Source organism: Sphingobium jiangsuense (genome assembly GCF_014196495.1).
Taxonomy (GTDB): domain Bacteria; phylum Pseudomonadota; class Alphaproteobacteria; order Sphingomonadales; family Sphingomonadaceae; genus Sphingobium; species Sphingobium jiangsuense.
The window spans coordinates 65,524-79,187 of the sequence record NZ_JACIDT010000015.1; the positions used below are offsets into that span (position 1 = coordinate 65,524).

Annotated in this window: 17 protein-coding genes; 2 read left to right on the plus strand and 15 right to left on the minus strand. The window is 60.0% G+C overall.

Annotated features, from left to right (window positions below; translation table 11 throughout):
* Window positions 1–424: 424 nt before the first annotated feature.
* Genes GGR43_RS17570 through GGR43_RS17630 form a run of 15 tightly spaced genes read right to left on the minus strand, consistent with a single transcriptional unit; the run spans window position 425 to window position 11,959 of the window.
* Window positions 425–1,564: an SGNH/GDSL hydrolase family protein gene (locus tag GGR43_RS17570; protein ID WP_188073271.1), complete on the minus strand. Its 1,140-nt coding sequence runs from the start codon at window positions 1,562–1,564 to the stop codon at window positions 425–427.
* A complete protein-coding gene (locus tag GGR43_RS17575; protein WP_188073272.1) occupies window positions 1,561–2,052 on the minus strand; it encodes a hypothetical protein in 492 nt (163 codons plus the stop codon). Before GGR43_RS17575 ends, GGR43_RS17570 begins: the two co-directional genes overlap by 4 nt.
* On the minus strand, window positions 2,049–2,630 hold the full coding sequence (locus GGR43_RS17580; protein WP_188073273.1) for a glycoside hydrolase family 19 protein: 582 nt from the start codon (window positions 2,628–2,630) through the stop codon (window positions 2,049–2,051). Before GGR43_RS17580 ends, GGR43_RS17575 begins: the two co-directional genes overlap by 4 nt.
* Window positions 2,627–2,782 (minus strand): hypothetical protein, encoded by a 156-nt coding sequence (locus GGR43_RS17585; protein ID WP_188073274.1) that lies wholly within the window; start codon window positions 2,780–2,782, stop codon window positions 2,627–2,629. The genes GGR43_RS17580 and GGR43_RS17585 overlap by 4 nt, the downstream gene beginning before the upstream one ends.
* An 11-nt stretch (window positions 2,783–2,793) precedes the next feature.
* Window positions 2,794–2,994: a hypothetical protein gene (locus tag GGR43_RS17590; protein ID WP_188073275.1), complete on the minus strand. Its 201-nt coding sequence runs from the start codon at window positions 2,992–2,994 to the stop codon at window positions 2,794–2,796.
* A complete protein-coding gene (locus GGR43_RS17595; RefSeq protein ID WP_188073276.1) occupies window positions 2,991–4,697 on the minus strand; it encodes a glycosyl hydrolase family 28-related protein in 1,707 nt (568 codons plus the stop codon). Before GGR43_RS17595 ends, GGR43_RS17590 begins: the two co-directional genes overlap by 4 nt.
* Window positions 4,697–5,047: a BppU family phage baseplate upper protein gene (locus GGR43_RS17600; RefSeq protein WP_188073277.1), complete on the minus strand. Its 351-nt coding sequence runs from the start codon at window positions 5,045–5,047 to the stop codon at window positions 4,697–4,699. Before GGR43_RS17600 ends, GGR43_RS17595 begins: the two co-directional genes overlap by 1 nt.
* Entirely contained in the window at window positions 5,037–5,738 is a 702-nt protein-coding gene (locus GGR43_RS17605; RefSeq protein WP_188073278.1) for a hypothetical protein, read from the minus strand. The genes GGR43_RS17600 and GGR43_RS17605 overlap by 11 nt, the downstream gene beginning before the upstream one ends.
* A 15-nt stretch (window positions 5,739–5,753) precedes the next feature.
* A complete protein-coding gene (locus GGR43_RS23800; protein WP_281392525.1) occupies window positions 5,754–5,876 on the minus strand; it encodes a hypothetical protein in 123 nt (40 codons plus the stop codon).
* 5 nt (window positions 5,877–5,881) lie between these two features.
* Window positions 5,882–8,026, minus strand: a complete 2,145-nt coding sequence (locus GGR43_RS17610) for a phage tail protein (protein ID WP_188073279.1) — start codon at window positions 8,024–8,026, stop codon at window positions 5,882–5,884.
* On the minus strand, window positions 8,019–8,423 hold the full coding sequence (locus GGR43_RS17615) for a DUF6950 family protein (protein ID WP_188073280.1): 405 nt from the start codon (window positions 8,421–8,423) through the stop codon (window positions 8,019–8,021). Before GGR43_RS17615 ends, GGR43_RS17610 begins: the two co-directional genes overlap by 8 nt.
* Window positions 8,423–8,983 carry a hypothetical protein gene (locus GGR43_RS17620; RefSeq protein WP_188073281.1) on the minus strand — a complete coding sequence of 187 codons (561 nt, stop codon included), beginning with the start codon at window positions 8,981–8,983 and terminating at the stop codon, window positions 8,423–8,425. The genes GGR43_RS17615 and GGR43_RS17620 overlap by 1 nt, the downstream gene beginning before the upstream one ends.
* Entirely contained in the window at window positions 8,983–11,370 is a 2,388-nt protein-coding gene (locus GGR43_RS17625; protein ID WP_188073282.1) for a tape measure protein, read from the minus strand. The genes GGR43_RS17620 and GGR43_RS17625 overlap by 1 nt, the downstream gene beginning before the upstream one ends.
* Entirely contained in the window at window positions 11,370–11,504 is a 135-nt protein-coding gene (locus tag GGR43_RS23805; protein WP_281392526.1) for a hypothetical protein, read from the minus strand. The genes GGR43_RS17625 and GGR43_RS23805 overlap by 1 nt, the downstream gene beginning before the upstream one ends.
* A 20-nt stretch (window positions 11,505–11,524) precedes the next feature.
* Window positions 11,525–11,959: a gene transfer agent family protein gene (locus GGR43_RS17630; RefSeq protein WP_188073283.1), complete on the minus strand. Its 435-nt coding sequence runs from the start codon at window positions 11,957–11,959 to the stop codon at window positions 11,525–11,527.
* Window positions 11,960–12,144: 185 nt separating this feature from the next.
* On the opposite strand from GGR43_RS17630, the gene GGR43_RS17635 reads away from it, so the two are divergent.
* Together GGR43_RS17635 and GGR43_RS17640 are read left to right on the plus strand one after the other, a co-directional pair.
* The gene (locus GGR43_RS17635; protein WP_188073284.1) at window positions 12,145–13,455 is read left to right on the plus strand and encodes a glycosyltransferase family 61 protein; all 1,311 of its coding nucleotides are present in this window, start codon (window positions 12,145–12,147) and stop codon (window positions 13,453–13,455) included.
* Window positions 13,456–13,457: 2 nt separating this feature from the next.
* The gene (locus GGR43_RS17640) at window positions 13,458–13,637 is read left to right on the plus strand and encodes a hypothetical protein (protein ID WP_188073285.1); all 180 of its coding nucleotides are present in this window, start codon (window positions 13,458–13,460) and stop codon (window positions 13,635–13,637) included.
* The last annotated feature ends 27 nt before the right edge of the window (window positions 13,638–13,664 follow it).

Below are 13,664 nucleotides of genomic sequence, written 5' to 3' on the forward strand. Positions count from 1 at the left end.
TCATGGATGCCACCACCGAGAAATTTCTGGAGAGCGTGAGTAGAGATCTCTACTATATCGCCAATGCGCAGCTTTGCGCGAAGATCACATGCCGGTCTTGCAGGCGATGCGTCATAACTAAAGCCGACGCGCTGCTTCATCTTTCCCGCGAAAGGCGGTGGAAGACCGATACGAAGAGCATCGGTGAGCGCATGAAATGCCAGTCGTGCGGGCATCGAGGGGCTATCATCAAGGCGACAATGGAGGCGGCGTCCGTCGATCCGGTTGGACAGGGAATGAGGCGGCGATAGGCATGGCGCCGTGCCGCATCCCCAATTCAGAGGATGCGACTCACCCTCCGATGCGGTACTCTCCCGCCGCGACCCAAAGGGAGAGCGATCTTCCTTGATACTGCCCGGCAGTTCCCACGCTGCCGGGCTTTTGCTTATGCGGCCAACGCCAGCATCGCATACACCTGCCCGATGTCTTCGGCCCCGCGCCAGATCGGGTGGAAGTAATCCGGGTCCGGGTTCATCAGACCGGCAGCCAGAGCGTCCGCATGCTCGCCCCAGCGGTCCTTGAAATCGAACACCGGTGCGCCGCGAGACGCAGCGACCTCGCGGATGGCCGCATTGTACAAGTCCTGATTGGCGATCGAGGCAGCAGCGATAGACGTGCGCGCGGGGATGATGACGCGCGTCTTGATGTTGTTCGCGATACGGCGGTCGAGCACCGATTCCATGTTCGTCCGATAGGTCGGCAGGCTTTCGATCGGACTGGCGTTATCCCGCCAGTCGTTTGGCCCCATCGCAATCCAGTATTCGTCCCCAGCCGTCAAAATCTGTTCAGGGAAATAGAAGGGCCGGGCCAGATCGGCGCTGTTGGCGATATGCTGCATACGCCCGCCGGAGGCCGAACAGTTGAGAAGCTGGTAGGCAGGCAACCGCGCATTGCGTGCCCAGCAGGCGACAACCTGGATCGTCCCGGATGCGCGTGCGACGGTATAGGTATTCTGACCGAGCGTTACGCCATCGCTTTCGCCGAGCGTGATCGCGATAAAATCGGTCGGCGTCTGCTGAATGCTTACGGTCTTTGTCACCGCGCCGCAGGTGACGGTGACCGATCCGGTTCCTGCCACCGACCGGACCCACACGGTGAAGGTCTGCGTTGCGTCGTCCGGCGTATAGGTGAAGGGCGTCGTCGTGGTGCTGTTCTGCAATATGCTCCACGTTGCCCCGGAGAAGCCGTTGTATTCCCAGCCCGCACCATTCTGGAAACGCGGATCGAATGACTGAAAAGAGGATGCTGTAGTGTAGCCCATTGTTCCTGCGAAAAACTCATCCTGCGCGTAGAAGCCGCGCGCCCGGATAGCATCGCGCAGTCGTCGGATCGGTGCGCATCTATATCCCTGAGCATTGCCGCTCGGAAACGCGGTGTTGTAGCCCGCATCAATGCTCGTTCCGGCGATCATGATCTTGCGCGGGCTGGCGAGGCGGTATTTCAGCGACGGCAGGCCATTGCCCGCAGCCCAGCGGTCGGCCGCGCTGCGCGAGAAGCCGCCATATGCGCCAAGACCCAAGCTCATTGATCGTTCTCCAAAGAAATCGCCCAATTGTGGGCAGCAATCGCATAGGCCGCCAGCCCGACCAGCGTATCGGGATCTACCGGCACTGGTCCCTCAGCACTTCCGGCAGGGGCGGGCAGGCTTTCAGGAACTCCGGCACCATCACCTTGGGCGGCGGAACCGGCTGCGAGGCTCGCACTTCCACCACCTCCCTGCCGCACGATGGCAGAGCGCAGGCGAGCGCGCAGATCGTCAAGGCTCTGGTCAGCTTCACGGGCTTTCTCCTGATATTCGGCTTCCTTGGCCGCGTTGACGGCCTTCTGTGCTGCGAGCGCTTCGGCGGTCTTGTCGATGATCGCGCCCTTGAACGCCGCATATTCGGTGCTGACGGCCTGCCAGCGGGATTTGTAGGTGGCGCGCAGATGATCGACGCGGAGGCCCCAGATGAGAGCGAGGGCCAGAGGCAGCGCCCACCAGAAGCGGCGGAGGAGGGATAGGGCTGCGATCACAGGAATAGCGCCTTTGCCTTCACCAACTGCGCCCGCCGATCCGCCAGCCCATTGGTCCCGCCGTTGATCTTCTTCGTGATGCCGACCACATCATCCGCATCCGCCATCGCGTTCAGCTTCCGGTCGCGCCAATATTCGAGCGCCAGATGCAGGCCGATTGAGGGATTGGCGGCGAGGTCCGGCGTCTCCTCGATGTCGATGCCGATCAGCCGCCCGAACTTCTGATAATTCGCCCGCCCGGTGATCTGGATCGGACCGCGCCCCTTGTACCGGACACCATCGCCCTTGACCGTGTTGCCGAGGTCGGCGCGGCCCTCATAGGCCGCACCGGACGCGATCTCCTCCATGTACCGGAACGATCCGCTTTCGTGGATGAGCTGCGCAAAGAAGTGCGAGAGCCGCAGCGGGGCCATCATCTCATAGGCCGTCGCATGCACATTCATCGCGATAGCCAACTGCCGGGCGCGCGTCGTATCCGCGCCGAATCGGGCAAAGACCGCCCGCCATGTGTCGCGGCCTATGATCCCGTCCTGCGTCACGCCGAGGCGCTTTTGCAGCAGCTTTGCGTCAATGCTCATTGCTTCCTCCGGGCCAGAGCGGCGTCGATCTTCTCGGTAAGCGCCTTCATGTCGTCCGGTGTCGAGTTTATCGGCGGCAGGCGCAGCGCGTCGGCGAGGCAGGCGCTCGTCAAATCCTTCGCGGCCTGCTTCAGCGCCCGCACAGCATCCATGCGCTCGCACATCATTTGTCGTCCCTCATTTCGAAGGCGGTTTTCAGCGCGGCAAGGGAGGCGGCAAGCTGCTTGTCCGCCTCGACCCGCTCGCGATCGAGCGTCATGCGGTCCTTCTCGATCGTCAGCTTGTTCCAAACGAGGAAGCCGATGATCAGACCGGTCGGGCCGAACTGGCTGGCAAGTTGCGCTATGATGGAGGTTTCGGTCACAGTTGGGCGGCCTTCTCGACTACAAAGTTTATTGTCACCGCATCGCTATGGCTGCTTCCGTCGATATTCTCGATGTAGATGGCTCGTTCGCCGTCCGACGCGCCCGCAGTCCAGACACGGTAATTGCCGTTGCTGCTCGAAACGCTCACAACGTCCTTATGGCCGATCTTACTATTCGTGAGGAGAAAGCTCGCCCTCGCGCCAGAAGAAAGGGTAGCATCGTGCGTTATGACGCGCCCGGCGGGCGAGTGGAGGGTGACGCCAGTCGATTTCGAAGTTTCTTGTGTTACGCTTTCACCAAAGCCGACGCCGTTGCCAGTCAGATTGGCAGGAGCGACGATATTGCCCGTGCCGAGATCGATCACCGAGTTCGTGCAATTCGCATAGCGATTGGATGAACCGACCGTGACCTGAGACGATGTTGCCGCCAGTTCGATGCCGGTCCCAAGGCCATTGAAGCAACAATTGTCGATAACGATCGGGTTGAAGCTGGTGCCGACATAGACGCCGTCTCCGGCTCCGGGGCCGAGGGCAACGAATGTGATGCCGGCGACGATCGTTCCACCGCCATTGGCCGCGCCGTCATTGGACGCAAACACAATGCCGTTTTTCCCCGGAGCCACGCCAATATAACCGCCGGATATGACGCAGGACGGCACGCCAGATGCGAGATAGATGCTATCACCATTAACGGATATCTGTGCGCCTGTAAGATTGATCTGGCGCACCTCTGTGACGTCTTCGATGACGCGGATGCCATCGTATCCAACGGTCAGTTCAGTGCCGGGGCCAAGGGAAAAGCCCTGAACGCCAGCACCGATTTCGATGGCACAGCCAAGAAAACGAAGTTTGATACCGGTTAGATCGTAACTGGTCCCCCAGCCAGGCTCGCCGGAAGAGCCCGTTCCGGGGTTGGGGTCGCTGGCGATGCGTACACCAAGGCCATAGGTGTTGTCCGTCGCACCAAGAACGGGGCCATAGAGGTTGCAGCTTTTCCCAAAACTTATGTTGCTGGCGTTGAACAGGTCGATATAGGTTGACCAGTAGTAGGCCGCCGCATAGCCATCATCGCCACGAATGGTGATGTCGATATGATGATGCCCATTATACTCGCCGAAATAGGCGAAGCTGTTCGTGATCTTGAGCGCCGTGGTGCCGCCGCCAGCCTGACCGGTCGTCAGGGAGAAGTCGCGCAGCCGAACAATATGCTGAAACGAGGAGCACTGAAATTCGAGGCCATCAGAGGATGGGAAATACAAGATGCTGGCGTCTGCCCCTGCGCCATAAATCTCTATCTGGTCGTAAGAACTTTTATCATCAGACGGGCCGGTCGCGGACGGCGAGAAGATGTGCGTTATAGGGCTGTTGAATCTGAATTTCCCAGCGGGGATATAAATCCGCTTGGAAGCTGTTAGTGCGGCTTCGAGTGCTGATGTGCAGTCCACTACGCCGCCTTCGACAGCGCCGAAATCAACAATGCTGACAAATTCGTTTCGCTTGCGGACGGCGACATCTTCGAGCGCCTGCAACGCCTGCTTCGCGGACGAATTATCCGGGATGATATCGCCGTTGAATGTGCCGAGATTAAGCGATCCGGCAGGAACGCCTAGAACCTGACTGATCTCGATATTGTCCGCACCGGTCGCCCCACGTGCCCCACGAGCGCCAGATACATTAATGCGAACAGAAGGCGAAACGGCCATCAGTAGGTTACTCCCGGTGTCAGAATGATGTGGCCCGCGACCGGGATGGCCTGAATGCCATCCGGGTAGGTTACGCGCAGATCGTAGGCAAGGCGGATGATCTCTCCGGCCCCTGCGACGGATGAGAGGGATGCGCCGTCAATCGTGACGGTGAATATGCCATTTTCCGGATCGTGCAGGTCTATCGTCGCCGCAGCGACGATCGAGCCTTGGCCCGCATTGGCGCGAATTTTCAGGTCCAGAGTGCAGCCTGTCAGGTCGATGGGTGCGCCGATATTATCGTTTAGCTGCCAATCCTCACAATAATCGGCGTTGCGGTAGACGCGGATATCCATGCGTTCAGTTCGCATCGGAGAAGTCCTCCACGAAGCTGATCGAGGCGGTCGCGGTTCGACCGAACGAAATATCCGGCGCTAGCGTCTGTCCTGTGGCTGCTTTGGCCTGCACCTTCGGCCAATCGAAGATCGCGGGACTACCAGACGCGATCGCCGCGCGTGCGGGCGGCGATACAATGACGGTGGCGGATTGAGCGCTGGGCCGTGACAAGACGCGCTCGATGACGAAGCCGCGCCCGCTTATCTCGAATTTCTCGCCGCCTTCGATCCGCGCGCCCTGGCTGACATTCAGCGTCATGGTCGTGGCGCGAGCAGCTACATCGCCGATCACGGTCGCGATGATGTAGGGCGAGGCGTAGGAAACCGAGGTCGGAAACCTGTCGTCATTCGCAGCCAGCTTTGAAGGCCGCAGGATAGCGCCACCGCCAGCGAGAGGACGGGGCGCGGTCGGGAGGGAAAGGATCGGACAGAGAACCGCGCGAGCGCCGCCACGCAAATAGGATACCCAGCTATCCCAAAGCCGCTGCTGGAAAGGGCTGCGCAGGGTTATCCCGCTATAGGTGATCGCCCATCGGCCACCGCCATCTGTCTGGATGACCGTTTCATCATTGTTGAGATTGGTTCCGCCCGAAATCACCTGCGGGACCGGCGCTGCGGAAACCTGCGTCGGCCTGAAATGATGGACGGGAAAGATGAAAAGCGCCATGCCGCGACGGTGGCGCTACTCCTCCTCATCCTCTACGGACGGCGGCGCTTCCGGCTCTGGCATCGGCGCACCGCCATCCTCTATGCGAAGGGCGACAAGCCTGCCATCCACCACGACGCCGCCCGCTGTCTGGCGCATGACGATCATGTCACCACCGCGCTTTGCGGCCCGACGACGCTTGACGGGATAGCCGACGCATTGAAGGAGCGCAGGAAATAATAATATGTGGATGCGCTCAGGCCGGTGTCATCCAGAGACATGACCTCGCCCAGTCCGCCGACGATATCGCCGGATATCAGGCTGGCGTCGCCGAAATCGGCAGTAGGGCCGCGATAAACGCGGATAAAGGCAAAGGTTGCCGAAGGGTTGCGCCATGACAGGTTGGCCTCACCAGCACCGCCGATCGCGCTGAAATCGGTCGGAGGCAGCGGCGCAAGGGTCGCGGTCGAGGTGCTGACGGTTTCGGTCGCGGACCATGGCGAGACGCGGCCATCGCCCACCTGATACGACACAGCAACATCGATGCTGCTGTTCGTCGGCACAAGCGTGGATAGCAATTCGACCGATGCGCCGGGGTCCACGTCGCCATTCTGCGCTTCGTTCCAGATTGTTTCGGACGAAAGTTTCCAGCGCAGGAACCACGTCAAATCCTCGCGATCCGGGCCACTGACGATCATCCTGATTTGCGCGGTTACGCCATCGGCGGAAAGTTCCGGCGTGGCGCTGGTGATCGCGGGCGCGGTCAGTGGTTGCGGGGCGACGCGATCGCCACTCGCAGCCGGGCTGCCTTCCTCGGTCGCCGGGTTCCATGCGTCGATATTTGGGCTCGCCGCCACCCATGAGAAGGTGACACCACCTGTCTGCATGTTGCGGGTGATCGCCGTTATCTCTGCCGGGCCGCTGTAAAAGACCGATCCGGCTTCCTCGATATGCAGATTGATATAGCGCTGGCCGCGCACCTTCCGGCCAGCAACATTCGTGGTGACAGTTCCGCGATAGAGCGCATTCGCCCGCTGCATGCGGCGCTTGGCGAGGCGGCGCACCTGCCCCCATGAAGGAACTTGCGGATCGAGGCTTTCGGTAAGCTCCTGTCCGCGACGGGAGATATCATCCTCATCGGTCCATGGGTCGCACTCGACCGTGTTGTAATCATGGTCGGCGGACACATAAGAGCAGGTGATGTAATTGACCGCCTCGTCATCATCGACGCCGACGCCATTCCATTCATAGGCGACGATCTCATCGGAGCCGATGGAGACGGTCGGCGCATAATATTTACCCGCATAAACGACGAGAGCGCCGTCCGCACGCGGGGCCATCCAGCCGTCGCATGTCGCGAGCATCGCGGCCTTTATGTCGCCATGCTTCTGCGTATGCGTATGACTTAGACATGACCGCCAGCGCTTTTCGGTGCCGCCCGCCTTTAGGGCTATATCCTCGTCGCACACGTCCTGAGCGGCCCGCCAGTAGGCCAGCGTCGGGGCAATCTTCGTCGCATAGTCTGCACCTTCGCGCACCAGCAGATAATGCGCGAGGTGACGAATGCAGTTCTCCGTCCACGTCCATTGGCTTTCGTCGGTCGGGTCGGCGGCCCAGAGGTCGGGGCATTTCTGCCATTTCGCGACCATAGAGGCGACCGGCACGCCGTTGGGATAGATATCGAGGAAATCTTCGCTCTTGACCGGCGTGGATAGCAGGGCCGCCAGCACGACGCCATCGCCGCGATGGTTCGCGGTCCAGATGCCGGGAAGCTTCGCAGTGACTGCGGAAAAGGGCGATCCGGGTGTCAGTCCGGTTGTCCAGTAGAGACGGAGCTTGCCGCTGCCATAGCGCCCATCCACCCCCGCCTGAACAATATTTCCCGCCAGCGTCACAGCGTCATCAGCCAGATACCAGCGGACGATCTCGGTCAATTGCCCGTCATGGATGGCATATACATCGACTGCGGTGCCATCCGTGGCCGTCTCGAACAGGATATAGGCACCATAAAGGCGGCTGATGCCATAGCCTGAAACGCGGGGAGGGCGGGAGGTCTTGAGCGCCGTTGAAGTCGTGTCGGGCTTGGGCAGCGAGGGACTGCCCATGATTATTCCAGTTGCGGCCTGGATTCCTGCGATGGTCAAGCCGACCTGGAGGGCGCCGACGACCGTTTGAGCTACACCGAGCGCAGCGAACGTTCCGCCGCCCAAGCCGACGATCGCCCCCGAAATGGCTTGACCGACGCCCGGCACGACATTGACTGCGATCGCCGCGCCAATGAGGGCGATATTGGTGAGCGTCTTACCCATGAGCGACTCTCCACAGCGCCAGAACACAAGCCGGATCGATCGACGCCACCGCCAGTCCGCGATCCGCCACCATCGCCCATCGCTTGCCGGTGAACACAGCGCCCGCCTGATGTTCGCCCACGCTCAACACCCCGATATCGCCCTCCATCGGCTCGCCATCAACGCGGGGGATGCCAGCCGACGCCATGCCGCAATCGAACAATGCGACCAGCCCGCCCGCATCCTTGATGAAGGCCAGCCCCATTTCCTCTGTCGAATAGGCGCCGCGCCAATATTTCATCGGATCGGGCCATCCGCACTCCATCGCCCACGCGGCAGGCATGGCGCAGCAATCCCATTCATTCGGGACGCGGCGGCGCTGTCCGGCGTGGAGAAGAAAGGCGGCCATATCAGCCATCAGTCGCTTGGCCCAAATCGGCGCGAAGTGCCTGCGTTGATGCCCGCCACATGCGAAAAAATGGCATCGGTCGGATATTTCCGGCGCTGATCGGCGTCGGTGAAAAACGCGGATTTCGACCGGGACCGGGTAGTGTCGCCCTGAACGATGGTAAGCGTGATCGAGCGCGTAACCTGTCCATTCTGCATTGTCGGGCGGCTGATAGAGAGGGATCGGGCCTCAAACACATTCTCCCATTCGATCGCCTCAATCTGCCAGTCGTCATCGAAATGCACAGTGCCGATATCGACACGCGCGCCGCGAACGGACGGTGCGTCCTCAAGCGCGAGGCGGACGGTTTCCTCACTCACCCCTGAAAGCGTGAAATCGAGGCGCTCGGCAGTGCCGTTGATAAGCTGCTGGAAATCCGGCACGCTGACCAGTTCAGCGCCGCCGAGAGCGATCGATGGTGAGGGGATCACCGCATCGGCAGGGACGGGCAGCGGCCCGAAGCCCGACCAAAGAATGGCCGGAGGATCGCAGGCGATATAGACAATGGTGGATTCGCGATAGAAGGCCATCAGGTGCCGTCCTTGTTGAATTTCGCGAGGCGCGCCGGGACGTTCTGGTTGACCTGCTGTCCCATCGCGGCGGCGGCCTGAATGGCCCCCTGATTGGCTTGGGCGAGGATCATCTGGGCAAACTGGTCGTTCATCACAGCGCCGCGCGCATCGACCTGAATAATGGGCTGCACGACTGCCGCGCCGGATCGCCCGGACAATGCCTTGCTGCCGACCGAGAGCGTTTCGCCCCGGCTGACATTGGCGATAGGCCGTCCGTTCAGGGATAGCGTGTTCCTATCCGTGCCGCCGCGCCCGCCAATGCTCATGGAGCCACCGGACGCGAAGCCGAGGATGCCGCCGACGGCTCCGATGATCCCGCCTCCCATGCCCCCGCCGCCAACGCCAGCCAGCGCCTCCGCAATCGGGCGGATAAGCTGCTGCTGGATGAACATCTCAATCAGGCCAGACAGGAATGGGTCCTTGACGCCAAGCTTCTTCGTCACAGCAGAGGTGATGCTGTCCTGTACCGCTTCCAGTTCGTCGATGACGTAGTTTTCGACCTGATCGGCAGCGGACTCGCGGCTGAAACGGTCGGCATAGCGAGAGAGCGGGGAGGATAGATCATCTTCCACTCCCCTCCTGCGCCCGGCCTGTGCCGCCGCCAAATCCGCGCGGGCCTTGGTTGCATCGGCGACCTTGCCCGCAGCGATCAGCGTTTCGAGTTCTTTCTGTTCCTGATCTTCCAGATGGTCGAGTATCCGGCGTTCGGCCTCAAGCCTCGCCTCTCTTGTTTTGGCAATATCGGCCTGCGCATGGAGCGCATCCATCTCATATCGCTCGTTGACGCGCTGGCGTTCAGACGCTTGCTTCGCAAGATCCGCGTCACGCTCTTTGATGACCTTGGCCACCTCCATCGCGGCGACCGTTTCAGTCAACGCGACGATCTGGCTCTTCTGTGCATCAGTGTAGCGCTTGTCGTTTCCGATGGAGGCAATTGCAGCCTTTTTGGCAACCTCTATGCGCTCAATCTCAATCCGCGCGCTTTCGGTGGCGCTGTCCACTTCACCGCCCTTGAGGCGCAATATCTGATCGTTAAGGCTGGCTTCTTCGCGCGCAAAAGCTTCCGGGTCCAGCGGTGATTTCTTGGTGCCGCCGCCCTTCTTTTTCCCTGATGACGGCGCGGCGGCGGGCTTGGTTGCTGATGGCCGCTGAAATCCGCCCACATCAGCGAGAGGGTCGCCCTGCATAATCAAACGCAGGCGTTGCTCCGCATCCGATTTTGCCGCCCCGGCGCGGAAATTCTCAAGCAGGCGACTGTCAAATCTACCGTTAGCGCCAAATTTATTAGCGATGCCGGGGCCAATATTTAGCAATTGGTCGGCAAAGCCGAGCACCTGTTCAATATCGCTACGCGCAGCCAGCGCAAAATTCTTGAAATCGATACCTAGCAAGTCAAGGACTTCGCGACCACCGTCGAGCAGCGGCTGGAAAGCATCCCCAAGACCCTCGATTACCCCGCGAGTGGAAATGCCGAAATTTTCGGCTGCCGTTTCCAGATCGACAAAACCATCTGCGCCATCACCCACGAAATTCGCGAGCATGGAAGAAAACTGTCCGCCACGATCAAATGCAGCGAATGTAATCAGCGATGCATTGGAAACGCGGGTCATCGCATCTTCGAATGTTAGCGGCAATTGCTTAAATTCACTGTCGATGCCCTCAGTGAATTTTACATCAGTCAAAGCTTTCAACAGCTTGTCTGAGGTCAGCAATCCTTCCTCGCCTAACTTCTTTATCTCACCAATCGGGCGGCCCATGCTCTCCGCAAGCAGCCGAGCGAGGCGCGGGGACGCCTCAAGGATGCTATTCAACTCATCCCCGCGCAATGCGCCCGCCGCCAGAGCCTGCCCGAATTGCAGAGTCGCGGAGGCGGCCTGATTGGCATCAGCGCCGGAGATTTTCAGCGTTTTGGAGAACGTTTCCGTCGCGCGCGCCGCCTGCGCCTGCGTCCCACCCAATTCCTTGGCGCCGCGCACGAAATTGGCATAGAGTTTGGCTGTTTCAGACAATCCCGCGCGCGTCTCGTTCGCAATGGCGCGCACATCCTTCTGCGCCTGCCCGAACGACCCGAAGCCCGCCGTCGCCAGCTTAAGCGTGGCATCCAGCTTCTTCGCCTCATCAGCTAGAGACAAGAACTGTCGCGTTAGTGCTATGACAGAGACGCCAGCGAGTGCTGCGACCATCCCGCGCATTGCGGTGCCGACGAACTTCTCTGTCGCCCCCGCGCTCTTCTGGATGCTCGCCATTGAGCGGTCGAACTTCTGCTCGGCTCGCGCGACATTGGCCTCATACTGGCCCAGCCGAGCCTCAAGCTCGACAACTACGCGATCAGCGGTGACTGCCATCAGTGCACCCGCCCGATGCCGAGGCGCTCCATGCGCAGGAACATATCCGTCACCTCAGAAGCGTCAGGCGGCGGACTTTCCTCGCTGTCGCTGGTCAGATTGTGATGGTGGATGAGCGCCGCATATTCAGGCATCGTGATCCGCTCCGCATCCCCTAGTCCGAATCCGAGAGTTCGGAGGTTGTGGAGGACGACGCCCCAGTCGAGCCTTTCCGGCCTCTGCGCTTCACCGGCGCTTTTTTTTTAGCCTCTTGCGCGGGGGCGTAGCCGATGAAGAGAGCGGCGATTATTGCCTTCGCGGTAATGTGGTGCTCAGCCAGCGCGTGACCATCGACGTAGTTCTCGATCAGGCTGTCGGCGCGGAGAGCGCCGACTTCCACAGGCGCGCCGTTTACCTCACCCTTGCCGCCGCCGATGAGGCCCTGACGGATCGTTTCGACAACATCATGGATGCCCCAGCCTCCATGAACGAGGCGATGCTTTACGAGGTCTATAGGCCCCGCTTTTTCCTCGATCTCGCATATCCGCTTGATGGGGAGGCGGAATAGGTATTTGCCGTCTGCGAAGGGGAGCGCGATCTCGGTTTGCATAGGCCGGAGCGTGGCTCTATGGCGGGGGTGTCTCTACGGACGGCGGCAGGAGGGCGCCAAGCGGTGTCGCCCACCTGTTCAAAAGCAGTGGCGGCATCTATGAGTTGGGCAAGCGCAACGATGCGAATCACATAAGGGTATAGATTTTGTCTGGTAGATTGGTGGGTTACGCTAAAAATCTGCGAATGCGCCTGCGTCGCGCCGTGTTTGAGCGGATGCTGACCGTGACCTATCCCTTGGCTGAACTCGAAGAATATGCGGCCGCACAGGCCATTCCGGTTAAGCGGCTGGCCCCTGCGTCCATGACGCACGGTCCAGCGCCAGTCTTTCTCCGCGACGATGATCTCTGCGACATTTCTGGATATGAGGGCCTTGCTCCATCGCCAGAAATCAACCTGTTCGAACTGAACAACGCGATTGCCATTGGCCGCACAGAGTTCATCCTGAAGGGTGGCAAGGCGCTATATCCCCGCGTCATCGATCCGGCGACCGATGCATTTATGATGGAATTGGAAAACCGGGGGAAAGTGGACCTCAAGGCGGCAAGGGTGAGTATTTTCCCGCGAAAAGCCATCCTTCGAGAAAAGCGCGCTATCAGCCTGTTGGGGCAGTGCAACGGCAACTATGCCCATTGGGTTACGGAAGTGCTGGCCCGGTTTGTCCTTGTTGATGACATTCCTGAGTTCAAGGGCTGGCCCCTGCTTGTGGATCATCCAATCCACGAAAAGCTCCTTGATGCGCTCGATTTCCTAAATGTTTCGAGGCGGCGCATTATCGAAGTCCGGCAATACCAAAGGGTGGAGGTGGAGCATCTCGTTTATATCAGCCCGCCTAGCATGACGCCACCCGATACGCGAGAGTTCTTCGAGACTGGCCAGCTCGCGCCACCACGCGTTGAGCAGTTTCATTTCTCTCAACCAGCCTTGGCGAAGCTGCGCGAACGGGCGGGAACTATGGCCCAGGATTGCCTTGTGTCAGCCGGGACCGATTTCCCGTTTATGGCCCATAGAAAGATATTCCTGCAACGGGCAGCATGGTCCACTGGAAACGGGCGGCTTCTGCGCAATGCTGATGTGGTCGAGGAAGCCCTTCGGGAAATGGACTTCGAAGGGGTTCAGATTGCTGACTATTCATTCGAAGGACAGGTGTTGACCGCAAGGCAAGCCAAGATCGTGGTATCTCCGATCGGCGCAGCCATTAGCAATCTCGTCTTCCGCGAACCCGGCTGCATCGCGATCATCCTGACGCCGCATTACGAGCGGGCGACCTTCTATTATTTTGCCAATCTCATGGCCGCGCTTGGGCACCATGTGATATTTGTTCTCGGCCCGCAGACCCGGCATGGTAGCGGCAATATCTACAATCGCGATTTTCGGGTTAGCATCCGCCTCTTGAGGCAGGCCATCTTGAAGGCCAGCGAGATTGAGCACGATCAGAAGATCAAAAGACAAATGCCTTCCGTCGCAGCTCCCGCGCTTCGGGTGGTAGGAGAATAGCAATGCGGCTTGTCGGCACCATCGATATGGCGGAAATCATGGAGTTAGAGCGATCCGGCCTTTCGACCGAGCAAGCAATCGACCTTGTTCGCGAGAAGGCAAAACTTGATCTTGGATGTGCTGGCGATGTGGTTGTGGAGCGCTCAGACCATCATACGGGGTTCGACATCATCGCTATCTAGGACTTGATGAGGCGGCAGCCCAGCCCA

Bases quoted from the DNA above. Each gene is read 5' to 3' on its own strand.
- GGR43_RS17635 (WP_188073284.1), top strand. From the start codon at position 12,145: ATGCGCCTGCGTCGCGCCGTGTTTGAGCGGATGCTGACCGTGACCTAT.
- GGR43_RS17640 (WP_188073285.1), top strand. From the start codon at position 13,458: ATGCGGCTTGTCGGCACCATCGATATGGCGGAAATCATGGAGTTAGAG.
- GGR43_RS17610 (WP_188073279.1), bottom strand. From the start codon at position 8,026: ATGGGTAAGACGCTCACCAATATCGCCCTCATTGGCGCGGCGATCGCA.
- GGR43_RS17620 (WP_188073281.1), bottom strand. From the start codon at position 8,983: ATGGCCTTCTATCGCGAATCCACCATTGTCTATATCGCCTGCGATCCT.
- GGR43_RS23805 (WP_281392526.1), bottom strand. From the start codon at position 11,504: ATGCCTGAATATGCGGCGCTCATCCACCATCACAATCTGACCAGCGAC.
- GGR43_RS17595 (WP_188073276.1), bottom strand. From the start codon at position 4,697: ATGGCCGTTTCGCCTTCTGTTCGCATTAATGTATCTGGCGCTCGTGGG.
- GGR43_RS17625 (WP_188073282.1), bottom strand. From the start codon at position 11,370: ATGGCAGTCACCGCTGATCGCGTAGTTGTCGAGCTTGAGGCTCGGCTG.
- GGR43_RS17605 (WP_188073278.1), bottom strand. From the start codon at position 5,738: ATGGCGCTTTTCATCTTTCCCGTCCATCATTTCAGGCCGACGCAGGTT.
- GGR43_RS17580 (WP_188073273.1), bottom strand. From the start codon at position 2,630: ATGAGCATTGACGCAAAGCTGCTGCAAAAGCGCCTCGGCGTGACGCAG.
- GGR43_RS17585 (WP_188073274.1), bottom strand. From the start codon at position 2,782: ATGGATGCTGTGCGGGCGCTGAAGCAGGCCGCGAAGGATTTGACGAGC.
- GGR43_RS17630 (WP_188073283.1), bottom strand. From the start codon at position 11,959: ATGCAAACCGAGATCGCGCTCCCCTTCGCAGACGGCAAATACCTATTC.
- GGR43_RS17615 (WP_188073280.1), bottom strand. From the start codon at position 8,423: ATGGCTGATATGGCCGCCTTTCTTCTCCACGCCGGACAGCGCCGCCGC.
- GGR43_RS17600 (WP_188073277.1), bottom strand. From the start codon at position 5,047: ATGCGAACTGAACGCATGGATATCCGCGTCTACCGCAACGCCGATTAT.
- GGR43_RS17570 (WP_188073271.1), bottom strand. From the start codon at position 1,564: ATGAGCTTGGGTCTTGGCGCATATGGCGGCTTCTCGCGCAGCGCGGCC.
- GGR43_RS23800 (WP_281392525.1), bottom strand. From the start codon at position 5,876: ATGCGCCAGACAGCGGGCGGCGTCGTGGTGGATGGCAGGCTTGTCGCC.